20 protein-coding genes are annotated in these 21,463 nt (G+C 64.9%); 9 read left to right on the forward strand and 11 right to left on the reverse strand.

From position 1 onward, the window contains the following. Positions 1-19: 19 nt before the first annotated feature. Positions 20-844, forward strand: a complete 825-nt coding sequence (locus ACYQ0L_RS04705) for a glycerophosphoryl diester phosphodiesterase membrane domain-containing protein (protein ID WP_459787769.1) — start codon at positions 20-22, stop codon at positions 842-844. A gap of 68 nt (positions 845-912) precedes the next feature. Further along, positions 913-2,322: an MFS transporter gene (locus ACYQ0L_RS04710; protein WP_459787770.1), complete on the forward strand. Its 1,410-nt coding sequence runs from the start codon at positions 913-915 to the stop codon at positions 2,320-2,322. A gap of 64 nt (positions 2,323-2,386) precedes the next feature. Here the strand turns inward: ACYQ0L_RS04710 and arsC are convergent, their stop codons facing one another. From arsC to ACYQ0L_RS04725, 3 genes are all read right to left on the reverse strand, one after another. Further along, positions 2,387-2,731: an arsenate reductase (glutaredoxin) gene (gene arsC, locus ACYQ0L_RS04715; RefSeq protein WP_459787771.1), complete on the reverse strand. Its 345-nt coding sequence runs from the start codon at positions 2,729-2,731 to the stop codon at positions 2,387-2,389. Positions 2,732-2,892: 161 nt separating this feature from the next. Then, a complete protein-coding gene (locus tag ACYQ0L_RS04720) occupies positions 2,893-3,459 on the reverse strand; it encodes a (2Fe-2S)-binding protein (RefSeq protein ID WP_459787772.1) in 567 nt (188 codons plus the stop codon). Between the two features lie 116 nt (positions 3,460-3,575). Beyond that, on the reverse strand, positions 3,576-4,340 hold the full coding sequence (locus tag ACYQ0L_RS04725) for a class II aldolase/adducin family protein (RefSeq protein WP_459787773.1): 765 nt from the start codon (positions 4,338-4,340) through the stop codon (positions 3,576-3,578). 115 nt (positions 4,341-4,455) lie between these two features. Between ACYQ0L_RS04725 and ACYQ0L_RS04730 the strand changes: the two genes are divergently transcribed. Next, positions 4,456-5,844: an MATE family efflux transporter gene (locus ACYQ0L_RS04730; protein ID WP_459787774.1), complete on the forward strand. Its 1,389-nt coding sequence runs from the start codon at positions 4,456-4,458 to the stop codon at positions 5,842-5,844. On the opposite strand, the gene ACYQ0L_RS04735 is transcribed toward ACYQ0L_RS04730, so the two are convergent. After that, positions 5,831-6,643: a sterol desaturase family protein gene (locus tag ACYQ0L_RS04735; RefSeq protein ID WP_459787775.1), complete on the reverse strand. Its 813-nt coding sequence runs from the start codon at positions 6,641-6,643 to the stop codon at positions 5,831-5,833. The two genes, ACYQ0L_RS04730 and ACYQ0L_RS04735, sit on opposite strands and share 14 nt — an antisense overlap. A 50-nt stretch (positions 6,644-6,693) precedes the next feature. Between ACYQ0L_RS04735 and ACYQ0L_RS04740 the strand changes: the two genes are divergently transcribed. Continuing rightward, a complete protein-coding gene (locus tag ACYQ0L_RS04740; protein WP_459787776.1) occupies positions 6,694-7,269 on the forward strand; it encodes a TIGR04282 family arsenosugar biosynthesis glycosyltransferase in 576 nt (191 codons plus the stop codon). Next, on the forward strand, positions 7,266-7,994 hold the full coding sequence (locus ACYQ0L_RS04745) for a glycosyltransferase (RefSeq protein ID WP_459787777.1): 729 nt from the start codon (positions 7,266-7,268) through the stop codon (positions 7,992-7,994). The genes ACYQ0L_RS04740 and ACYQ0L_RS04745 overlap by 4 nt, the downstream gene beginning before the upstream one ends. Here the strand turns inward: ACYQ0L_RS04745 and ACYQ0L_RS04750 are convergent. Both ACYQ0L_RS04750 and ACYQ0L_RS04755 read right to left on the reverse strand, forming a co-directional pair. Further along, entirely contained in the window at positions 7,976-9,031 is a 1,056-nt protein-coding gene (locus ACYQ0L_RS04750; RefSeq protein WP_459787779.1) for an SDR family oxidoreductase, read from the reverse strand. The genes ACYQ0L_RS04745 and ACYQ0L_RS04750 overlap by 19 nt on opposite strands. Then, positions 9,028-10,080: a methyltransferase domain-containing protein gene (locus ACYQ0L_RS04755; protein ID WP_459787780.1), complete on the reverse strand. Its 1,053-nt coding sequence runs from the start codon at positions 10,078-10,080 to the stop codon at positions 9,028-9,030. The genes ACYQ0L_RS04750 and ACYQ0L_RS04755 overlap by 4 nt, the downstream gene beginning before the upstream one ends. 82 nt (positions 10,081-10,162) lie before the next feature. Between ACYQ0L_RS04755 and ACYQ0L_RS04760 the strand changes: the two genes are divergently transcribed. Together ACYQ0L_RS04760 and ACYQ0L_RS04765 are read left to right on the forward strand one after the other, a co-directional pair. Continuing rightward, positions 10,163-11,584, forward strand: coding sequence for a dihydrolipoyl dehydrogenase family protein (locus ACYQ0L_RS04760; RefSeq protein WP_459787781.1), 1,422 nt, complete (start codon positions 10,163-10,165; stop codon positions 11,582-11,584). Further along, positions 11,560-12,576, forward strand: coding sequence for a radical SAM protein (locus ACYQ0L_RS04765; protein WP_459787782.1), 1,017 nt, complete (start codon positions 11,560-11,562; stop codon positions 12,574-12,576). Before ACYQ0L_RS04760 ends, ACYQ0L_RS04765 begins: the two co-directional genes overlap by 25 nt. A gap of 4 nt (positions 12,577-12,580) precedes the next feature. Here ACYQ0L_RS04765 and ACYQ0L_RS04770 read toward each other — a convergent pair whose 3' ends face one another. Both ACYQ0L_RS04770 and ACYQ0L_RS04775 read right to left on the reverse strand, forming a co-directional pair. After that, a complete protein-coding gene (locus ACYQ0L_RS04770; RefSeq protein ID WP_459787783.1) occupies positions 12,581-14,695 on the reverse strand; it encodes a malate synthase G in 2,115 nt (704 codons plus the stop codon). A 79-nt stretch (positions 14,696-14,774) separates the two neighbouring features. Beyond that, on the reverse strand, positions 14,775-16,226 hold the full coding sequence (locus ACYQ0L_RS04775) for a class II fumarate hydratase (RefSeq protein ID WP_459787784.1): 1,452 nt from the start codon (positions 16,224-16,226) through the stop codon (positions 14,775-14,777). A 127-nt stretch (positions 16,227-16,353) separates the two neighbouring features. Between ACYQ0L_RS04775 and ACYQ0L_RS04780 the strand changes: the two genes are divergently transcribed. Both ACYQ0L_RS04780 and ACYQ0L_RS04785 read left to right on the forward strand, forming a co-directional pair. Next, positions 16,354-17,406, forward strand: a complete 1,053-nt coding sequence (locus ACYQ0L_RS04780) for an ion channel (RefSeq protein WP_459787785.1) — start codon at positions 16,354-16,356, stop codon at positions 17,404-17,406. A gap of 96 nt (positions 17,407-17,502) precedes the next feature. Further along, positions 17,503-18,846: an alkaline phosphatase PhoX gene (locus ACYQ0L_RS04785; RefSeq protein WP_459787786.1), complete on the forward strand. Its 1,344-nt coding sequence runs from the start codon at positions 17,503-17,505 to the stop codon at positions 18,844-18,846. 45 nt (positions 18,847-18,891) lie between these two features. Here the strand turns inward: ACYQ0L_RS04785 and ACYQ0L_RS04790 are convergent, their stop codons facing one another. The 3 genes from ACYQ0L_RS04790 to ACYQ0L_RS04800 are packed head-to-tail and all read right to left on the reverse strand — an operon-like array spanning position 18,892 to position 21,428. Then, complete coding sequence (locus tag ACYQ0L_RS04790) at positions 18,892-19,650, reverse strand: proteasome-type protease (RefSeq protein ID WP_459787787.1); 759 nt, start codon at positions 19,648-19,650, stop codon at positions 18,892-18,894. Positions 19,651-19,683: 33 nt separating this feature from the next. Then, entirely contained in the window at positions 19,684-20,484 is an 801-nt protein-coding gene (locus ACYQ0L_RS04795; RefSeq protein WP_459787789.1) for a transglutaminase family protein, read from the reverse strand. Further along, a complete protein-coding gene (locus ACYQ0L_RS04800; RefSeq protein ID WP_459787790.1) occupies positions 20,481-21,428 on the reverse strand; it encodes an alpha-E domain-containing protein in 948 nt (315 codons plus the stop codon). Before ACYQ0L_RS04800 ends, ACYQ0L_RS04795 begins: the two co-directional genes overlap by 4 nt. Between the last annotated feature and the right edge of the window lie 35 nt (positions 21,429-21,463).

Consider the following 21,463-nt stretch of genomic DNA (forward strand, 5'->3'; position numbering starts at 1 on the left):
ATTTCACGAGGGGTGGCAAATGAAGCTCGATATCAATCGCGCGTGGACCGACGCGCTTACTCTTATCCAATCCAATATCGGCGTGGTGGCCATCGTCGGCGGGGTGTTTTTCTTCCTCCCCTATTTCGCAATGATGCTGCTGATGCCCGACATGGCGCAATCGATGACGTTCGAGCCCAATGAGGATCCCAGCGTCGCGATGGAGCAGATTACCGCGCTCTACGCCGACATCTGGCTGCCAATGCTGCTGGTTTTCATCGCCCAGGCCGTTGGCACCCTTTCCCTGCTTGCCCTGCTGCGAGACCAGAATCGCCCTACGGTCGGCCAGGCGCTTGGCATCGGGGGTGTCGGATTGCTGACCTATATCGCAGCAACGATCCTTCTGTATCTGGCCTTCGTGGTGGTCGTGGGCATCGTCATGGGGATCGCAATCGCCAGCGGCATTACCGCTCTGGCCGTCGTTCTCGGCATCCTTGCCTTCATCGGCTTCGTCTATGTGGCGATCAAACTCTCGCTGATGGCGCCGGTGATCGCAATCGATAAGGTGTATAATCCTCTCACGGCGATTACGCGGTCCTGGCGACTGACCAAGGGCAATTCGCTGCGGCTGCTGGCGTTTTACGTCCTGCTGACCATCGCGCTGGCCGTGGTGAGCATGGTCCTTGGCCTGATCGTGATGCTGGTGTTCGGCCTGATGGGCGAGGAAGTGGCCCTGATCGGCAGCGGGTTCGTCAACTCCGCGCTCAATGCGGTTTACGTCGTGCTGTTTCTCGGCATTCTTGCCGCGATCCATCGCCAGCTGGCGGGCCCCGATGCCGAAACGGTGAGCGAGACCTTCGAATAAGGCATTGCAAACAGGAGTTGTTGCACCCGACGCCGATTGCCAGCCGGGCATCTGACGCGTAGCGCCTGATGCCTATGGCCGACGCCCCGGACCCCGCCCTGCACCACCCGCCCACGCCCGATGCCGGAATACCGCGCGGGCGCATGGCGCTGCTGTTCACCGTCGTGCTCGTCTCCGCGGCGGGCAACACCGCGATGCAATCGGTCATGCCGTCGATCGGCACCGCACTGGGCGTTGCCGACGTATGGATCAGCCTCGCCTACAGCTGGTCGGCACTGCTGTGGGTCGGCTTCGCGCCGTTCTGGGCAAGCCGGTCGGACCGGCGCGGGCGCAAGGCGATGATGGCGCTCGGCCTTGTCGGCTTCGTCGCATCGATGGGCCTGTGCGGGCTGGTGCTCTGGATCGGCCTGAAAGGCCTGATCCCGCCGCTGATCACCCTGCTGGTGTTCGCACTCTGCCGCTCGCTCTACGGCCTACTCGGTTCCGCCGCGCCGCCTGCGGTGCAGGCCTACGTCGCCAGCCGCACGCCGCGTGCGGAACGGACGCAGGCCCTGTCGCTGATCTCGTCGAGCTTCGGGCTGGGCACCGTCATCGGCCCCGCGCTCGCACCGCTGATGATCATGCCCTTTCTCGGCCTGACGGGCCCGTTCTTCGCCTTCGCGCTGATCGGCATCGTCGCGATCATCGCCCTGCGCCTGCGCCTTCCCAATGACGAGCCGCGCTTTGCCGCGCGCGGCATCGCGTACGATGCGCCTTACGGTGGAAGCGGTGCCGGCCGCCACGCCACCGATCCGGACCGCACCGATGGCGACGACGATGTGCCTTTGCCCAAACCGTCCACCGGCCAGCATTTGGCTGCCGAAGCCTCCGCCGCGCCCAAGCTCGCATGGAGCGACCGCCGGATCCGCCCATGGCTGCTTTCGGGCCTGCTGGGCGGGCATGCGCAGGCGATGATGCTGGGCATCGCGGGCTTCCTCGTGCTCGACCGGCTCGGCTTGCGTGACGATCCGCTGGCCGGCGCCGGTCCGGTCAGCATCGTGCTGATGATCGGTGCAGTGGCCACGCTGCTGGCGCAATGGGGCCTGATCCCGATGATGCACCTCGGCCCGCGCATCTCGACCTTGTCGGGCATGGCGCTGAGCATCGTCGGCGCGAGTATCTTCGGCACTGCCGGAGAGCTGCACGGCATTGCCCTAGGCTTTGCCATCGCCGCGCTGGGCTTCGGCCTGTTCCGACCCGGCTTCACTGCGGGCATGTCGCTTTCGGTCAGCAGGCCCGAACAGGGCCAGGTCTCCGGCAAGGTCGCCAGCGTCAACGGGGCCAGCTACATCTATGCGCCCGCGCTGGGCGTATGGCTGTACGGCCACAGTGACTGGCTGGGCTTCGCCGCGATCATCGGCTTCTGCGTCGCGGTGATGGCGATCGGCTGGACCCGTCTGGACAGCGACGCGGCCCTGATGGCGCGCGCGGAAGATTGATCCTTTGGCGTCGAGGGCGCGCTTCATCGCCGATGGAGTGCGCTCTCGCGAAACGCTCACCTGATCAGAGGATTTCCAGCATCCGGTCCTGCGGGCGGCACAGGCGCGAGCCCTTCTCTGTCTCGACCAGTGGGCGTTCGATCAGGATCGGATCGGCAACCATCGCGGCGATAATCGTATCGGCATCCGCGTCAGGCAGGCCACGGTCCTCCGCATCGGTGCCTCGCGTGCGCAAACCCTCGGCAGGCGTGATCCCCGCATCCTTGTAGAGCTGGGCCAGCTTTTCCCGGCTGGGCGGATCCTTGAGATACTCGACCACGGTCAGGTCGATGTTCTTGAGGTTTTCCAGTATCGCCAGCGTCTTGCGGGACGTGCCGCATTTCGGGTTGTGCCAGATGGTCGCCTTCATGGCTGCCTCTCCTTCATTTGATCGGTTTCAGGCGGCCTAGCCTCGCTGGTATCCCCAACCAAGCCGAGAAATGCGTTGCGACCGGGATTGTTCTAAGGCCAGCGATGAGCCGCGGATCGTCTTCGACGCTAACCGCATGAGCGGGGGGAGAATACGCGGCCCTATTCGCGCGGCGCCGCGTCGGTGGGCCGCGTCGTCGGTCTCAGGGCAGGCACATCGCGCGCCGCCTCTTCCGGATCGATCGCGGGTGGCGGGGCGGCCTCGATCGCTTCTGCACCGCTCGCCGCTTCGCTCGCGCGGGTGATTGCCCGCACCAGACGCGGATAGACCCCGCAGCGGCAGATATTGGGGATCGCGGCATCCATATCCTCTCGCGAGGGCGAGGGATTGCTCTCCAGCAGCGCCGCAGCGGCCATCGCGATGCCCGGCGTGCAGAACCCGCACTGGATCGCCTGCTCGGCGACAAGCGCCTGCTGCACCGGGTGGGACCGATCGCGCGAGAGCCCTTCGATGGTCGTCACCAGCCGCCCTTCGGCCTCCGCGATGGTGACGAGGCAGGACCGCAGCGCGACCCCGTCGACCAGCACCATGCACGCGCCGCAATCGCCGGTGCCGCAGGCATACTTCGTGCCGGTCAGGTTGCTCGCATCGCGCAGCGCCCACAGCAGCGGGGTTTCGGGATCGAGCAGATATTGCACCGGCCGGTTGTTGACCGTCATCTTCGTCACGGCTGGCAGTCTCTAATCGGCATAGAATTCGACCAGATGGCACCGCTCGCACCGAAAGGCACGCAGCGGTTTCAATACTCTCTGGTCGTGGCGGGCCTCTGCGGACGCAGGATCGCTCACTGTTGCCAGCTATCGTCGATCCGGGTGGCCTTGCGCTTCCACGCTTCGAAATCGAACACGCCCGCGCCGCCCTGGGTCTGCATCACCGCAAGATCGCGCTGGTGCACGTCCACCACGTCCTGCTGCACGGCCACGGCCTCTCCCTGGCTGAGCGTGGCGACCTGGATCTCGCAGGCGCGCTGCAAGGACCACATCATCACGAACATCTGCTGGATCGTCTTGCCCATCACCACCGGGCCGTGGTTGCGCAGCATCAGGATCGACTTGTCGCCCAGATTCTCGAGCAGACGATCGCCCTCCTCGGCGCGCACGGTGACGCCTTCGAAGTCGTGATAGCCGATCTGGTTCTGGAAATTGCAGGCATAGAAATTGGTCGGCAGCAGGCCGTCCTTGTGGCTGCACACCGCCATCGTCGCGGTCGTGTGGACGTGGCAGATCGCGCTCGCCCGCTCGCCCAGATGCTTGTGGAAATGCGCGTGCTGCGTGAAGCCCGCCTTGTTCACCATATAGGGCGAACCGCCGATATTATTGCCCTCCACATCGATCTTGACGAGATTGGAGGCGGTCACTTCCTCGTACAGCAGGCCGAAGGGGTTGATCAGAAACGCGCCCTCTTCGCCCGGCACGGCGACCGAAATGTGGTTGTAGATCGATTCCGACCAGCCGAGGAGGTCGAAGATGCGGTAACACGCCGCCAGATCGAGCCGCGCCTGCCATTCTTCCTTCGAACATTCGTAATCGAGCTTCGCCTGGGTCGCCATCGTGCCTCTCCTTCGTTTCTCTTTGCGGCGTATGATAGGGCAACGCGTGGCACGCGCACAAGCGCGGGGATTTGGCGCTTTAGCTTGCGCGACGTTCGGTCTACCGACGCGCGCAATGAGCAAACAAGCAAAGCTGACGCGCGGGAGCATTCCGGGCCATCTCGTGACGCAGACACTGCCGATGATCATCGGTGTCGCCGCGATCATGTCGATCAGCCTGATAGACGCCTATTTCATTGGTCAGCTGGGGCCCGACCCGCTCGCCGCGATCAGCTTCATCTTCCCGATCTCCGTCGCGCTGACCAGTCTTGGCGTGGGGGTGATGGTCGGCATCAACTCGGTCGTCGCGCGTTCGCTGGGCGCGGGCGATCACGATCAGGCCGCACGCCGGGCGAACCTGGGCGTCGTGTTCGCCACGGTGGTCGGCGTGGTGCTGGGCATCGCGCTGTGGTTGCTGCAGGAGCCGCTGTTCCGGCTGATGAATGCGCCGGACAACCTGCTGCCGCTGATCCGCGATTATATGGACCCGTTCGCGCTCGCCTTCCCGTTTTCGCTCGTGCTGATGGGCTTCAACGGCGTGCTGCGCGGACAGGGCGAGGCGAAGATGAGCAGTTTCATCAACATCGCCTACGCGGCGGTGAACTGGGTGCTCGATCCGCTTCTGATCACCGGCGCATTCGGGATCGAAGGGTTCGGGATCGCTGGCGCCGCCTATGCCACGCTGGTCGGCTGGGCGATTGCGGTGGTGCTGGCGGTCGTGTGTGTCGGGCGGACGCATCTGCCGTTTAATCCGGCGCTGATCCGCGATTGCGAGAACCCGCGCGAACCGATCGTGGCGATCATGAAGGTGGCAGGCCCGGCCTCCTTCTCCAATGCGATCAACCCCATCGGCCTGTCGGTGCTGACCGCGCTGATCGCGCTGGAGGGCCAGTCCGCGGTCGCCGCCTTCGGTGCGGCGGGCCGCTTGCAGAGCTTTGCGATCGTCCCGCTGCTTGCGCTGTCGGGCTCCATCGGAGCGATCGTGGGCCAGAACTGGGGCGCAAACCTGCCCGAAAGGTCGCGCGCCGCGGCGCGCGGTGCGGGGCTGTTCAGCGTGATCTACGGTCTCGTCGTCGCGGTGGCGCTGGTCGCCGCGGCGAAGTGGTTTGCAGGCTTCTTCACCGACGATCCGGCCATTGTCCGCCAGTTCTCCCGCTATCTGGAGATTGCGGCATGGGGTTATGCCGGGTTCGGCCTGCTGATCGTGGGCAACGGGATCCTCAACGCGGTCGACAAGGCGGGCCTCGCGCTCGCCCAAAGTTGCGCGCGCGTGTTCCTCGTAATGCTGCCCTTCGGCTGGCTGCTGCGCCCGCTGTGGGATTCGGATGCGATCTATGCCGCCGAGCTTGCCGCCAACGTGATCGGCGGCCTCGTCGCGGTCGTCCTCGTACGCAAAGTGCTGAACGGCGAGCCAAAAAACGCGCCGCATGCGGAGAAGACGGCCGAACCGGCTACTGCGAGCTGACGGCGCCCGGCGGCAAGGGCTGCGGCGCCGGCCGGAACGGCGCGGTCAGGCTGTTGCCGAGCGGCAGGTCCGCCAGCGTTGCCCGATCCGCCACGCCGATACTGATCGCCTCCTGCGGCTTCCTCCGCAAGGTGCCGTGCAGCCAGTCCCACAGGCTGATCCCGCTCGACCAGTTGCTGTCCATCTCTTCCGGCACCCGGGAATGGTGCACCCCATGCATTTTGGGCGTCGTCAGGAGCAGCGACAGCCGATCGTCCCACGCCCCAGGCAGGCGCAGGTTCGAATGGTGGAACAGGACCGAGGCGTCGAAGAACCGCCGGTGCGCCGTCAGAATGCCCGGGTCCGACCCGGTCAGCACCACCTGCGCGACACGAAAGGGCAGCGATATGACCATATCTGCCGCGTGGAAGCGCACCGCCGTGGTCATGTCCATGTCGGGGTCGATATGATGGACGCGGTGGAAGCGCCACAGGAATGGCACGCGGTGTGTCGCGACATGCCACCAGTAATAGGCGTAATCCATCGCCGCGACGCCGAGGATTACTTGCAGCGGGCGCGGTAGCGGAAGAACCTGCACCAGCCCGCGCCGCGCCACGACGTTGCCTCTGGATATCCGCTTGAGCAGCGGCATTTCCACCGCGACGACGACCAGCATCGTCCCCGCCCCCATCGCGACATTACGCACCTGCCGCCGGGTGGTATTGTGCGTCTGTCGGCGCAGCGGCCGGGCACGCTCGGCCAGCCACAGCCCGCCGAGCAGCGCCGCGCCGACAAGCGTCAAAGGGGAAATGCGAGGCATGCGACGGACAGCTTATGGGAAATCGCGCGGCTTGTCGCTATGCCGGGACAATGACGCCCGAAATCGCAATCTTCGCCCGCTGGCCCGAGCCCGGCAAGGCCAAGACAAGGCTGATCCCGGCGCTTGGCGCACAAGGTGCGGCGGACCTCTACCGCAAGCTGCTGGAGCTGACGGTGCGCGAAGCCCGCGCAAGCGGTCTGCCGTTCCACCTGCGCGTGACAGGCGACGATCCGGCGCGATTCCGCGATTGGCTGGGTGACGATCTCGACGTGCGCGACCAGGGCGGCGGCGACCTTGGCGAGAAGCTGACCCGCGTACCCGCACCCGGCATCATGATTGGCAGCGACTGCCCCGGTCTGACTGCCGCGCTGCTGCGGGAGGCGGCCAGCGTATTGCCAAACCGCGGCGCGGTTATCGGACCCGCCAGCGATGGCGGGTACTGGCTGCTCGGCCTTGCCAGCCCCTGCCCCGCCCTGTTCACCGACATGGCGTGGAGCACGCCCGCGGTCCTGCCCGAAACGCTTCGTCGGCTGGAAGCGCAGGGCGTCAGCCCGCACCTGCTGCCCGAGCTGACCGATATCGACACTGGCGAGGATCTGGCCGCCTGGCCCGAGCTGCTGGCGTGAACGCGCCGGGCGTTGCGATTATCGTGCCGATGCTGAACGAGGCGGCAGCAATCCCCGCGCTGGCCGCGCATTTCGCGACGCTCCATCCCACGCCCGCCGAGATCCTCGCGGTCGACGGCGGGAGCGAGGATGACAGCACCGCTCTGGCACGCGAGTCGGGCTGGCGCGTGATCTCGACCGAGCGCGGCCGGGCGCGGCAGATCAACGCAGGCGTCGAAGCCGCAAAGGCCCCGCTTGCCTGCGTGGTCCATGCGGACAGCTTCCCGCCTGCGGACATGATTGCGGTCATCCGCGATACGCTCGCCAATCCGAAAATCGCGCTCGCCAGCTTCACGCCGCTCATCACCGGCGCGAAGATCCGCTGGCTGACCAGCGCGCACAACTATGTGAAGACCTGGTACGCGCCGCTGCTGTGCCGCCCGCACCTGTTCTTTCGCGGGGTGCGGCTGCTGTTCGGGGACCACGCGATGTTCTTCCGCCGCGCCGACTTTCTCGCCGTCGGCGGCTGCACCCCCGGCGACATGGTGATGGAAGAGGCGGATCTGTGCGTGAAGTTCGCCCGGCTGGGCCGCATCCGCATGGTGCCGCGTGTTGTGCGTACGTCCGACCGGCGGATCGCCGCCTGGGGTCCGCTGAAAGCCAACTGGATTTACTTCAAGGTCGGGATGCTGTGGGCCTTCGGCCTGCGCGGGCGGATGGCCCGCGACTATCCCGATATTCGCTGAGCCCGCGGCATCGCTGGCGCGGCAGGCAGGAAACCTTCGTCGATGCAGAAGTCGATCAGGCGGGAAAGATAGGCGCTGTCTGCGGGAGGCGATGCGATGCCGGTCACCTCGCGAAAACGCCGGTCGTCGAATTGCGGGCTACGCTGGAAATAGCTGGCATAGAGCGCGGAGACACGGCTGTGCAGCCTGCGTTCGAGCGGGGGCAGAGCCTGGGAGTTGAACTCCCCGAACTCGACCAGAGTCGGCGCGTGCAATCCCTCCACGCTCCCGATACCTGCCGCGAAATCCGCCATCGGCAGCGGCGAGGACGGCGCGAGGTGATACGCGCCGCCCTTTGCCGCCTCCCAGTTCTCGACCAGCGCCACGATCCCGCCCGCCACATGATCGAGCGGCACGAAGGCCAGTGTCGCGTCGCGGGCTGCCGGGACCAGCCGGATGCGCCCTTCGGCGATCAGTTTGAAGGCGAGATACAGCGCATCGAATTGCCGAATCCGCCCGCTTTCGTACTCGCCTAGGGTGATGCCGGGGCGTGCGATCGCCCATTCCACTTGAGAGGTACGCACCAGCGCCTCGCCCGCCGCCTTGCTTGCCTCGTAGCCATTGGCGAATGCGGCAACGTCGGGCAGCGGGTCGTCTTCGAGAATAAGGCCGCTCCGGCTTCCGCTTACGTAAGCAGTGCTGACATGCAGCAGCCCGGCTCCGCCCGCCTCTGCCAGCCCGATCACATGGGCCGTGCCCACAGTGTTGACCGCGGCATATTCCTCGTCGGTCAGGTCGAACCGGATCGTCGCGGCGCAATGAACCACCAGATCGTGATCGTACGCGAGCCTTGCGTAGGTGTCCTCATCCAGCCCCAGCCGGGCCTTGCGAATATCGCACGCTACCGCCTCGGCAATCGCGACCTCGTGCCCGTCATTGCCGCGCACGGTGCGGTTGCGGTGCACCAGCGCGGTGACCGTGTGTCCGGCGGCGACCAGCCTTGCGCAGACCTCGCCGCCGATCAGTCCGGCAGCGCCCGTTACGAGGATGCGGCTCAACAGCAGCCGCCGCTGGTCGGAGCCGGGGAGGCGGTCCCGGCGAGCGGAAACAGCGTCCCGCAATCGGGATAGATGCCGTAATGCGTGCCGAAATCGCCGAAGAATTCGAAATGTTCGGCAAAGCGCGTGTCGGCCAGCATCTTCCAGCTATTGCCGCACAGCGGGTACACCCTCCCGCGCTCGATCCGGTGATGATCGTCGAGCACAAAAACGCGCTCCTCACCGGCGACGGTGCCCTTGTAGCGCACTGCCTGCCCATAATCCTCGCACAGGGGCTCCAGCCCGGGCAGCTTGAAGAGGCGCGCCGTGGCCGAATGGAAGGCGATCCCGTCCAGCTTCGCTTCCACCGCCGGGTCGTTGATGGCCAGCGGTCGACTGGTGACGAGGCGCGGATCGATGAAGCCGGAAGCCTTCGCCGACGCGATAAAATCGAACCAGTACATCGCGCCAGAAAGGCATTCGCCATGCAGCACCGGGTCGTCCCGCAGGTCTTCGGGCACGCGCCGGTCGGCATAGACATCGGAGAAATAGAGTTCGCCGCCGGGCTTCAGCAGGCGATAGGCTGCATCGAACACCGCACGCTTGTCCGCCACGAGGTTGATGACGCAATTGGACACGATGACGTCGAAACCTCCCTGCGCCAGATCGAGGTCGTCCAGTTTCTCGATATCCCCTTCGAGGAAGCGCACATTGCTTTTCGCATAGCCGAAACGCTCGCGGTGCCACTCTTCGTGCTCGCGCGCGACCGCCAGCTGGGCCGGCGTCGCATCGACCCCCGTGACACAGCCATGCTCGCCCACCATCTGCGCCAGCAGGTAGGCGTCCTGCCCGCTGCCCGATCCCAGATCGAGCACATGGGCCCCCTCGATCGCCTGCGGCGCGACCAGCCCGCAGCCGTAATAGCGCGCTCGCACATCCTCGTGCACATTGCGCAGGCGCGCCATCATCGCCGGTGGCGGGGCTTCCGTCGTGCAGCAGGCATCGGTCTTGAGATCGGCAGATCCCTGGAGCACTTCGCCATAATAATTTTGCGAGTTTTCGAGATTCATGAAACGCTTGGACCTGTGGCTGCGAAAGTGGCCTACACAGCAGGCGTACGCTTGACCGACAAGGTGGGTTTCAGGGGCAGGTATGAAATTTACGCACGATGTGATCGTGATCGGCGCGGGCGCCGGGGGGCTGACTGCGGCCGGTGGCTGCGCCATGTTCGGCCTGAAGGTGGCGCTGATCGAGCGGGCCGAGATGGGCGGAGAGTGCCTCAATAACGGCTGCGTTCCATCGAAAGCCCTGATAACCGCCGCGCGCCGCGCTGCCGTTGCGAACGAGGGCCAGAGGTTCGGCATCCAGATGGCAGCGCCGCGCGTGGAGTGGAGCGGCGTCCATGCCCATATCCACCGCGCCATCGCCGAAATTGCCCCGCACGACAGCCAAGAGCGGTTCGAGGACATGGGATGCGACGTCTATCGCGGCGATGCATCCTTTATCGGTCCGCGCTGCGTGCGCGTTGGCGAGCATGAGCTGTCCGCCCCCAAGATCATCATCTCGACCGGGTCCGAGCCTCTGGTGCCGTCGATCGAAGGGCTCGGCGAGGTTCCCTACCTGACGAACGAGAATATCTGGAATCTCGAGGTATTGCCCCAACATCTCGTCATCGTTGGCGGCGGCGCGATCGGTATGGAGATGGCGCAGAGCTTTCGCCGTCTCGGAAGCGAGGTCACCGTGATCGAACCGGACCGCCCGATGGGCCGCGACGACCCGGAATCGGTCGAAGTGGTGGTCGAGGCGATGGAGGCCGAGGGCGTGATGTTCGTCACCGGCAAGGCCGCCAAGGTCACGCCCGACGCGCTGGAAAGCTTCACTCTCACGCTGGAGGACGGGCAGGACGTCTCCGGCACGCACCTGCTGATCGCGACCGGGCGCAAGGCGCGCACCCGCGGCTACGGGCTGGAGGCAATCGGGGTCGAGACCGGGGCCAACGGCATCAGCGTCGACGATCGCCGCCGCACGAACCTGAAGCACATCTACGCGATCGGCGACTGCCGCGAAGGCCCCCGCCTGACGCATGTTTCCGGCTACGAAGGCAGCAATGTCGCGCTCGAAATCACCATGGGCCTGCCCACCAAGGTCGACTGGTCGGCCCTGCCCTGGTGCACCTACACCTCGCCCGAAGTCGCGCAGATCGGAATGACCGAGAAGGACGCCCGGGCCAGGTACGGTGACCATGTGACAGTGGTCCGTGAAGGGTTCGACCACAACGAACGCGCCATTGCGGAAGGCGACACGAAGGGCCACCTCAAGGTGGTGATGAAAGGCAAGAAGGTTCTGGGAGCGAGCATCGTCGGCAAGAATGCGGGCGAAATGCTGTTGCCCTTCACCCAGCTCATCACCGGCAAGGCGAGCACATTCGCGCTCGGCTCGGCGATCGTCGCCTATCCGACCCGCAGCGAGATCAGCAAGGCCGCCGCTTTCTCCGCCTGGGAAGGTACGGTCTTCGGCAGCGTACCAAAAGGTTACGCGAAGAGCCGTGCGTGGCTCAGGAAGACGCTGCGCTGATGACCTCGCGTTCGAAGAGCCGCAACGCGCCGCAGGGCCCCTCGCCCTTCGCGATCGAGGCGGATGCCCTGCGCGAGGGCAAATTCACCGATCCCGACGTGACGGCAGATGGCCAGCAGCGCGCGCAGGTGCCGCTGATGGACCTCGAAACCCTATGGTTGTGCACCGGAACGCTGTGCAACCTCGCCTGTGCGACCTGCTATATCGAAAGCAGCCCGACCAATGACGCGCTGATCTATCTGACAGCCGAGCACGCCGCGCGCTATTTCGACGAGATCGAGCGCGATGGCTGGAACACGCGCGAGATCGGCTTCACCGGCGGCGAGCCATTCATGAACCCGCATTTCCCGGCAATGCTCGAGGACGCGCTTTCCCGCGGTTTCGACGTGCTGGTGCTCTCCAACGCGATGAAACCGATGCGCCGGCACGAAGACAAGCTGCTGGCGCTGCGCGAAGCGCATGACAGCAGGCTGACCATCCGGGTCAGCTTGGACCACCATACCAAGGCCGCGCATGAAGGCGAGCGTGGGCCGAACAGCTGGGCCGTCGCGATCGACGGGCTCAAATGGCTATCCGACAACGGCTTTTCCATTGCCGTCGCAGGGCGTCTGTTGCCGGGCGAAGGCATGGTCGACGCGCGCAATGGCTATGCCGCGCTCTTCGCGCGGGAGAATATCCGCATCGATGCGCACGACCCCGCGCGATGCGTGCTGTTCCCCGAGATGGACGAGGACAAAGACATCGCCGAGATCACCACCGGGTGCTGGGACATCCTCGGCAAGTCTCCATCGGACATCATGTGCGCGACCAGCCGCATGGTCGTCCACCGCAAGGGCGAACCGGCCCCGCGCGTCGTCGCCTGCACGCTTATTCCCTACGACGAGGAATTCGACTTCGGCGAAACGCTCGCCGAAGCCAATGTCGCGGTGAAGCTCAACCACCCGCACTGCGCGCGCTTCTGCGTCCTCGGCGGAGCGAGCTGCTCGGGTTGAGGGGCTAGCCCTCCGCCTTCACCTTCTGGCGGTATGCATGCAGCAGCGGCTCGGTGTAGCCGCTGGGCTGCTCGGTCCCTTCGAAGATCAGCGCGCGCGCGGCCTGGAAGGCGAGGCTGTGATCGGGATCGTCTGCCATCGGGCGATAGGCCGGGTCGCCCGCATTCTGGGCATCGACCTTCTTCGCCATATCAAGCAAAACCTCGTCGACCTGTTCGGGGCTGACGACGCCATGCTCCAGCCAATTGGCAATATGCTGGCTGGATATGCGCAGCGTCGCGCGGTCTTCCATCAGGCCCACATCGTTGATGTCCGGCACCTTGGAACAGCCGACGCCCTGATCGACCCAGCGCACGACATAGCCGAGAATGCCCTGCGCATTGTTCTCGATCTCGGCCCGAACCTCCTCGGCGCTCCAGTTGGCACCTTCGGCGAGCGGGATCGTCAGGAGGTCCGACAGCGGCGCGATGACTTCCTTTGCCCGCTCTTCCTGACGGGCAAACACGTCGACCATGTGGTAATGCGTGGCGTGCAGCGTCGCGGCGGTCGGCGACGGCACCCATGCGGTGTTCGCGCCCGACATCGGATGGCCGATCTTCTCCGCCAGCATGTCTGCCATCCGGTCGGGCATGGCCCACATGCCCTTGCCGATCTGCGCCTTTCCGGAGAGCCCGCAGGCAAGCCCGATCTGCACGTTGCGATCCTCGTAGGCGGCGATCCACGGGGTCTGCTTCATCGCTCCCTTGCGCAGCATCGCACCACCGCGCATCGCGGTGTGGATCTCGTCGCCCGTGCGGTCGAGGAAGCCGGTGTTGATGAACATGATCCGGTCGCGCACCTCGTAGATACACGCCGCCAGATTGGCCGAGGTGCGCCGTTCCTCGTCCATCACGCCGACCTTGATCGTATGGCGTTCCAGCCCGAGCATGTCTTCCACCGCGTCGAACAGGTCGTTGGTCATCGCGCATTCCTCGGGCCCGTGCATCTTGGGCTTCACGAGGTAGATCGAGCCGGCGCGGCTATTGCCGAGGCCGGCCGTGCGGCGCAGGTCGTGCATCGCGATGGCCGCGGTCATGATCGCATCAAGGATCCCCTCGGGCGCTTCGCCGCCATCGGGCAGCACTACCGCAGGCGTCGTCATCAGGTGGCCGACATTGCGCGCCAGCAGCAGGCTGCGCCCCGGCAGGGTCAGCGTCCCGCCATCAATGGCGGTGTACTCGCGATCGGGGTTGAGCGTGCGGGTCATTTCCTCGCCGCCCTTCGTGAAGGTTTCCGACAGATCGCCCTTCATCAGGCCGAGCCAGTTGGAATATCCCAGCACCTTGTCTTCGGCATCGACCGCCGCGACCGAATCCTCGAAGTCGCAGATCGTCGAAATCGCCGATTCCAGCACCATGTCGGCCACACCGGCCTTGTCGGTCTTGCCGACCGGATGGTCGCGATCGATCACGATCTCGATATGCAGGCCATTGTGGCGGATCAGCCAGTTGTCGCCAGAGCGCCCGACGACTTCGGCCGGCGCCTTGAGCTTCGGCTCGCTACCGTCCCAGTTGCGCCACAGCGCGCCTTCGAGCGGAACTGCACGGTCGAGGAACTGGCGCGCCCAGTCGATCACCATCGCGCCGCGATCCGCGTCGTACCCGCCGCCCTTCGGCTCGCCGGGGATCGCGTCCGTGCCGTAAAGCGCATCGTAGAGGCTGCCCCAGCGCGCATTGGCCGCGTTCAGGAGGAAGCGGGCATTGAGCACCGGAACCACCAGCTGCGGCCCCGCGATGCTGGCGAGTTCGGGGTCGACATTCTCGGGGTCGACTGTGAACACGTCCGGTTCCGGCACGAGATAGCCGAGATCGGTCAGGAAGGCGCGATAGGCGTCGCCGTCGACCGGCGCCGGGTTCGCACGGTGCCAGTCGTCGATCTTCGACTGGATCGCCTCGCGCTTCTGCAACAGGTTGCGGTTGATCGGTACGAACCGTTCGAAGATTCTCGCCGCGCCCTGCCAGAAATCGTCCGCCGCAAGGTCGAGCCCGGGCAGCACCTGCGCCTCGACGAATTGCGCCAGTTCCTCGGCAACGGTCAGTCCTGCCAGTTCGCGCGTGCCCATTCCGGTTCCTTCTTCCATGGTTTATCTCTTGGATTGCCGACGCGCTTGGCGCGGCGACACCGGCCAAGTCAATTATAGCCTGTGCTTTTCTTAAAGTTCACGCACCGGACAAGCCCTGCCCGATCATGTCATCAGGGCGGACAATACGGTCATAATCTTCCGCACTCACCTTGCCGCTCGCGATCGCTTCTTCGCGCAGAGTGGTGCCATTTTCCGCTGCGGCCTCCGCGATATGCGCGGCATCCATATAACCGATCTCGGGCACCAGGGCGGTGACCAGCATCAGCGATTGTTCGCGCAGATGGGCGATCCGGTCTCGATCCAGCTGGGTCCCCTCGATCGCATTGGTCCGGAAGCTGGCGCACCCGTCGGCAAGGATGCGGATCGCGTGCAACACGTTGGCGGCGATCACCGGGCGCATCGCATTGAGCTGCAGGTTACCCCAGCTGCCAGCCATCGCATTCGCGGTATCGTGGCCGATCACCTGCATCGCGACCATCAGCAGCGCCTCGCTCTGCGTCGGGTTCACCTTGCCCGGCATGATTGAGGACCCCGGCTCGTTCTGCGGCAGCTTCAGTTCACCGATCCCGCTGCGCGGCCCGCTGGCCAGCCAGCGGACATCGTTGGCAATCTTGATGAGGGCAACCGCGAGCCCTCGCAGCGCGGCGGAGAAGCGCACGAAGGGATCGAGCGTGGCCTGCGCGTAGAACTTGTTGGGCGCGGTGCGGATCGGGAGGCGCGTCAGCCGCGCGATCTCACTGGCGACATCTTCGGCAAAGCCATCGGGCGCGTTGAGCCCGGTGCCGACTGCCGTACCGCCCAGCGCGATCTCGAACAGGCCTTCTCGCGCCCGCTCGACCTCGGCACACGCATAACGCAAGGCCTCAGCCCAGGCGGACCATTCCTGACCGACCGACAGGGGCACTGCATCCTGTAGATGGGTGCGGCCGATCTTGACCACCTCCATCCACTGCTCCGCCTTGGTTTCGATCGCCTCCGCCAGCGACGCGACTTCGGGGATCAGGCTGGCATCCGCCTCGCCAATCGCGGCGAGGTGCATGGCAGTGACGAATGTGTCGTTCGAAGACTGGCTCTTATTGACATCGTCATTCGGCGCGACGGGGTTCTGGCTGCCAAGCTCTCCGCCCAGCAGCTGGATCGCGCGGTTCGCGATGACCTCGTTCACGTTCATGTTGGTCTGGGTGCCGGACCCCGTTTGCCAGACCCGCAAAGGAAAATGATCGTCGAGATCGCCCGCCACCAATTCATCGCATGCCTGGGCGATGGCATCGCGCTTTTTCTTGCCCAGCAGCCCCGCGCGCGCATTCACGATCGCAGAGGCCTTCTTAAGGTAGCCATAGGCGCGGCACAGCTCGATCGGCATGCGATCATCGCCGATATCGAAATGGTCGAGCGAACGCGCGGTCTGCGCCCCCCAGTAGCGATCGGCAGGGACGCGGACCTCACCCATTGAATCGAACTCGACACGCTCGCCCTCGGTCGCGATGCCGACCGGAATCTCGCGATAAGTCAGACTCTTTTCCGCCACGATGATCCTCTTCGATACTTCCCTCAGAAAACCGGGTGCGTCGCTCCTCGTTCCCGGGAAAGGCGGGCTGGCGCGCACCGATTGTGCTCGCTCGGCGGTCTCGCTATGCCTCCCGGCCATGGGGGCAATGCGGCAGGCATGGCAGCAGATCTACTACGCCATCGCGATGGTGCGGTGGAGCGTGCTGATCGCGATCATCCTGCTCCACGCGCTGCTTTCCTACATCGTGCTGGCGGCGACCGGCGAGACGGAGCTCGTGTCCGACCCCTCCGTCTTTTTCTACTATTACGTCACGACCGCCACGACCGTGGGCTACGGCGACCTCAGCCCGCAGACCGAAGCGGGGCGTACGGCCGCCGCGATCCTGGTCCTGCCCGGTGCGATCGCCCTGTTTACCGCGGTGCTGGGCAAGGCGGTCAGCGATATCGGCAACCATTGGAGGCGAGGCTTGGAGGGCAAGGGCAACTATTCGCGGCGCACCGATCACATCGTGATCGTCGGCTGGCAAGAACGCGCGACCAAGCGCCTGATCGAAACCCTGCTGGAGGATCGCAACTACCCGGTCCGCCCGGTACTGATGGCGGCGGCGGTGGAGGAAAACCCGATGCCCGAAGCCATCGATTTCGTGTTCTCCCAGACGCTGTCCGATTTCGATGGCTATGCGCGGGCCGGCGCCGCGCGAGCGCACTCGATTCTGATCCGCGGGACAAACGACGACGATACGCTGGCGGCCACCCTTGCCGCGCGGTCAGCGGCCCCGGATGTACGCATAGTCGCCCATATGGAGAACGAGGATACCGCGCGCCTGATCGAACATCAGGTCGACAATATCGAGGTCTTCTCGTCCATTTCGATCGACATGATGGTCCGTGCAGCGCACGATCCGGGAGCCTCGCGGCTCGCCAATCTCATGTTCTCATCGCGCACCGAAAGCACTGCCTTTTCGCTCAGGGTGCCCAAAGGCACGACCTCGATGGCCTATCTCGATGCATTGGTGGCACTCAAGCGATCGCACCGGATCACGCTGATCGGTGTGAGCGAGGATGACGGCAGGCAGCTCGATCTCAACTGCGTCGGCGACCGCCAGATCGAAGGCGGCGACACGCTGTTCTACATCGCCAACGAACGGCGCGAGCCGACCGCGGACCAGTGGCGCGCGCTGGCTGCGGAATTGTCATAAGGCGCGCCACTGTCGTAAATCTGAAGCAGGGAGCCCGTACCCGGTCGGGCCGCCCCCCTTGTCAGACCCTCCAACCGAGCAAGAAAGATACCTCCGATGCGCCCTGCCCTGACCGATCGCCGCAAGTTCCTCGCCGGGACCGGAACCGCCTTTGCAGCGCTGATCGCCAGCGGCTGCACCACGCGGGGCGTCGCACCGGTCCAGACAAGCGCCAGCGTTCCGGCCTACGGCCCGCTGGTCAAGGATCCGGCAGGGATGCTCGATCTCCCGCCCGGTTTCTCCTACCGTCTGCTGTCGAGCCTCGGCAATGCGATGTCCGACGGCGGCACCGTGCCCGACAAAGCCGACGGCATGGGCTGCTTCGACCTCGGCAACGGCGAGATTGCGCTGGTTCGCAACCATGAACTGGTCCCCACCGACAAGGCGGGCGGGCCGATCGCCTTGGGCTTCGGCACCCGCGATGGGGAGATCGTGCCCGGCGGGACGACGAACATCGTGCTCGATGCCGCCACGCTGGAGGTGAAGCGCGAATTCCGCACGCTGGGCGGGACGATCCGCAACTGTTCGGGCGGGGTGACCCCGTGGAACAGCTGGCTGACCTGTGAGGAAGCGCCGACCGGTCCCGGACAGCGCTACGGCGAAGGCCTCGCCCGCAACCATGGCTGGGTGTTCGAAGTACCCGCCAACGCGACCGGCCTGGTCGATCCCGTTCCACTGACCGCGATGGGTCGCTTCAACCACGAAGCCGCCTGCGTCGATCCGGCGACCGGCATCGTCTATCTGACCGAAGACCGCGACGAGGGCGTGCTTTATCGCTTCCTCCCCAACCAAAGCGGAAATCTGCGCGCAGGCGGCAAGCTGCAGGCCATGGTGGTCGAAGGAATCGAGGATACGCGCAACTGGTCGTCCGCGACGATGCCGCTCAAGCAGCTGTTCGAGATCAGCTGGGTCGACCTCGACAACGTCGAGGCGCCCGATGACGACCTGCGCCTGCGTGCTGCCGCGAAAGGCGCAGCGCTCGTGGCCCGCGGCGAAGGCATCCACATGGGGACGGACGAGCTGTTCGTCTGCTCGACCAGCGGCGGACAGAAGAAGCTCGGCCAGATTTTCAAGCTGATCCCCGGTCGCGACCGCCGGCCGGACATGGTCGAACTGTTTTTCGAGAGCGAGCGGGAAGACCAGTTCAACTTCGGCGACAACCTGACCGTTTCGCCGCGCGGTCACCTGATCGTGTGCGAGGACCAGTATACCGACGTGGTCGACAACCACTTGCGCGGCATCACGCCGGATGGGCGGGCGTACGATTTCGGGCGTCTCACCATGCAGACCGAACTGGCAGGCGGCTGCTTCTCGCCCGATGGCAAATGGTTCTTCGTCAACGCCTACTCGCCCACGCGCACGGTGGCGATCACCGGCCCGTGGGACAGCTTCGTCGCCTAAGCGCGCCGGAACGGCCGGTGTGTGCGACGCGCCGGCCCGCGGCGATCACTCCTGCGAAGCGGGTTCCTCGCCCGCGAATTCGAAGGCGGGCAGGCTGTTGACGGCTTCGCGCAAAGACAGGCTCCACTGCGCGGAAATGCGGCGGAAATAGGGATCGTTCTCCTCGATCCTCTGCTCGTGGCCGACCCGGCACGCATCCTTCTCGTGCGTCGCGAGATCGAGCGGCAGGTCGACCGCGAGGTTGGATCGGATGGTCGAATCGAAAGAGACCATCAAGAGGCGGATCGCATCCTCGAACGGCATCGCAGGATCGAAGGTCCGCACGATGATCGGGCGGCCATACTTGGTCTCGCCGATCTGGAAGAAAGGCGAATCGTCCCCGGCTTCGATGAAGTTGCCTTCCTGGTAGATGCGGAACAGGCGCGGTTCGCTGTCCTTGATCTGCCCGCCGAGGATCAGGCTGGCACCGAAACCGGCGCTGGCTTCCTGCCCTTCGTTGCGCAGGCTCGCGATGACCTCGCGCAGGGTATCGCCGACGATGGTAGCGATCTGGAACATCGAGGGCGCAGACATGATGGAAGGATCGCGGTCAGACGGGGCCTTGGTCCGCTCGTCCAGCAGGCTCACCACCGCCTGCGTGGTCGCAAGGTTACCCGCGGAGAGCAGGGTGATCACCCGCTCTCCGGGATTTTCCCAGTGCCGCATCTTGCGCACCTGCGAAACGTCGTCGACGCCGGCATTGGTGCGCGTATCGGACATGAAAACCAGGCCACGGTTGAGCCGCAGTCCCACGCAATAGGTCATTTCAAAACTAACTCACTTTGGGGACAGGAATGGTTATTGCTCGACCCTGAGGCTGACAACCACGCCTTCTCCGGTTCCCCCCATCCGCATTCCGCTGATCGGGGCCGCTTCGCGAAAATCGATACCCGTCGCGACACGGATATACCGCTCGTCTGGCGAATAGCCGTTCGAAATATCGAAGCCGACCCAGCCGATACCTTCGAAAAAGGCTTCGGCCCAGGCGTGGCTGGCATCCTGTTCGACCCGGTCGTTCATCATCAGGTACCCAGAAACATAGCGGGCTGGCAGCCCGATAAGGCGCGCAGCAGAACAAAAAATATGCGCATGATCCTGGCACACGCCCGTACCGCCCTCGATCGCCTGTTCCGCAGTGGTGCCGGTGTGCGTGTTGCCACCCTCGTACGAGACCGCTTCGAGTATGGCACTCGACAGGCGATGGCCGGTGCCTACATCGTCCGTACCGACATCGCCTAACGAATCGACAATCCGACGCACGCCGTCGCCCGGCATCGTCAGGTCCGATCGGCGCCGGAAATGCCATAGCGGCAGGAAGCCGCGGTGCTCGCCGAGCACTCCGTCGCTTTCGGTGTTCTCTATGAGACCGACACAGCGGATGGCGGTTTCCCGCCGACCCGGTTCAATGCCGATCAGGTCCACCGCGTTGCCGTTATGATCGTCGTAGCGCAGTTCGTCGGTGCCGCCTTCCACGCTGATCGTCCAGTCGAGCACCTTCTGCCCGCGCGAGTCCTTGGGCCGCATGCGCAATTGCTGGAGGCCGTAAACGACCGGCGCATCGTAGGAATAGCGCGTTTCGTGATCGACCCTCAGCCTCATGACGTCACCTCGAAGGAATAGTCCGCCGCGATCTGGCTGGCTAGGCGACCGTTCGCGCCGAGGAAGCCCTCGATATATTCGTGCAGCCCGTCGTCGAAGATCTTCTCCATCGAGCGGCCAAGGTAATCGAGGTGGATGCGGTCCGCCATCTCGCACGCCTCGGTCTTGAGGTCGTAGTCCTTGGCGAGATAGCCGAGATTGTCGCAGATCTTGTTGTAGCAGAAAGCAAGGCTGCGCGGCATCTGATCGTGCAGGATCAGGAATTGCGCGATGTCGCGCGGATTGACCGTGGCCCCGTGGAGCCACTGATAGCTGCGCAGGGCCGAGACCGAACGCAGGATCGTCTCCCACTGCTTGATATCCAGTGTCGAGCCGACCTGGCTGATTGACGGGAGCAACAGGTAATATTTGACGTCGAGGATGCGTGCGGTGTTGTCCGCGCGTTCGATGAAGGTGCCCAGGCGCAGGAAGTTGTAGCCGTCATTGCGCAGCATGGTGCCGTTGGTGGCGCCGCGCACGAGCGCATTCTGCTGGCGGATGCTGGTCAGCACGTCCGGCAGGTCGGCCTCGGGGATCTTGCCCGAAAGCAGCTTGTCGAGCGTCATCCAGCTTTCGTTTGTCGCCTCCCACACCTCACGGGTCAGCGCGATGCGTACGGTACGCGCATTGTCGCGTGCGGACTTGACCATGGAGATAATGCTGGAGGGATTGCTCCGGTCGCTGAGCAGGAACTCCATCACCTTCGATGATGTCGCATCGCCATGGCGTTGCTTGAATGCCTTGATCTGGCCGACGGTGGTCAGCACCGACTCCCATTCCGAGCGCGAGGAGCCCGCACGCGTCAGAGCAATGCGGAAGCCCGCATCGAGCAGACGTGCCGTCGCCTCAGCCCGTTCGAGGTAGCGGAACATCCAGAACAGGCCGGCTGCAGTCTTACCAAGCATGGCGGGCCTCCGTGATCAGGTGGTTGCTGGTGCGA

The sequence above is a fragment of the Alteriqipengyuania triglochinis genome, from assembly GCF_054655655.1.

Coding starts and splice junctions, on each gene's coding strand:
- ACYQ0L_RS04725 (WP_459787773.1), bottom strand. CDS start 4,340: ATGGCGACCCAGGCGAAGCTCGATTACGAATGTTCGAAGGAAGAATGG.
- ACYQ0L_RS04740 (WP_459787776.1), top strand. CDS start 6,694: ATGACGCCCGAAATCGCAATCTTCGCCCGCTGGCCCGAGCCCGGCAAG.
- ACYQ0L_RS04770 (WP_459787783.1), bottom strand. CDS start 14,695: ATGGAAGAAGGAACCGGAATGGGCACGCGCGAACTGGCAGGACTGACC.
- ACYQ0L_RS04705 (WP_459787769.1), top strand. CDS start 20: ATGAAGCTCGATATCAATCGCGCGTGGACCGACGCGCTTACTCTTATC.
- ACYQ0L_RS04730 (WP_459787774.1), top strand. CDS start 4,456: ATGAGCAAACAAGCAAAGCTGACGCGCGGGAGCATTCCGGGCCATCTC.
- ACYQ0L_RS04760 (WP_459787781.1), top strand. CDS start 10,163: ATGAAATTTACGCACGATGTGATCGTGATCGGCGCGGGCGCCGGGGGG.
- ACYQ0L_RS04800 (WP_459787790.1), bottom strand. CDS start 21,428: ATGCTTGGTAAGACTGCAGCCGGCCTGTTCTGGATGTTCCGCTACCTC.
- ACYQ0L_RS04785 (WP_459787786.1), top strand. CDS start 17,503: ATGCGCCCTGCCCTGACCGATCGCCGCAAGTTCCTCGCCGGGACCGGA.
- ACYQ0L_RS04755 (WP_459787780.1), bottom strand. CDS start 10,080: ATGAATCTCGAAAACTCGCAAAATTATTATGGCGAAGTGCTCCAGGGA.
- ACYQ0L_RS04710 (WP_459787770.1), top strand. CDS start 913: ATGCCTATGGCCGACGCCCCGGACCCCGCCCTGCACCACCCGCCCACG.
- arsC (WP_459787771.1), bottom strand. CDS start 2,731: ATGAAGGCGACCATCTGGCACAACCCGAAATGCGGCACGTCCCGCAAG.
- ACYQ0L_RS04790 (WP_459787787.1), bottom strand. CDS start 19,650: ATGACCTATTGCGTGGGACTGCGGCTCAACCGTGGCCTGGTTTTCATG.
- ACYQ0L_RS04795 (WP_459787789.1), bottom strand. CDS start 20,484: ATGAGGCTGAGGGTCGATCACGAAACGCGCTATTCCTACGATGCGCCG.
- ACYQ0L_RS04780 (WP_459787785.1), top strand. CDS start 16,354: ATGCGGCAGGCATGGCAGCAGATCTACTACGCCATCGCGATGGTGCGG.
- ACYQ0L_RS04735 (WP_459787775.1), bottom strand. CDS start 6,643: ATGCCTCGCATTTCCCCTTTGACGCTTGTCGGCGCGGCGCTGCTCGGC.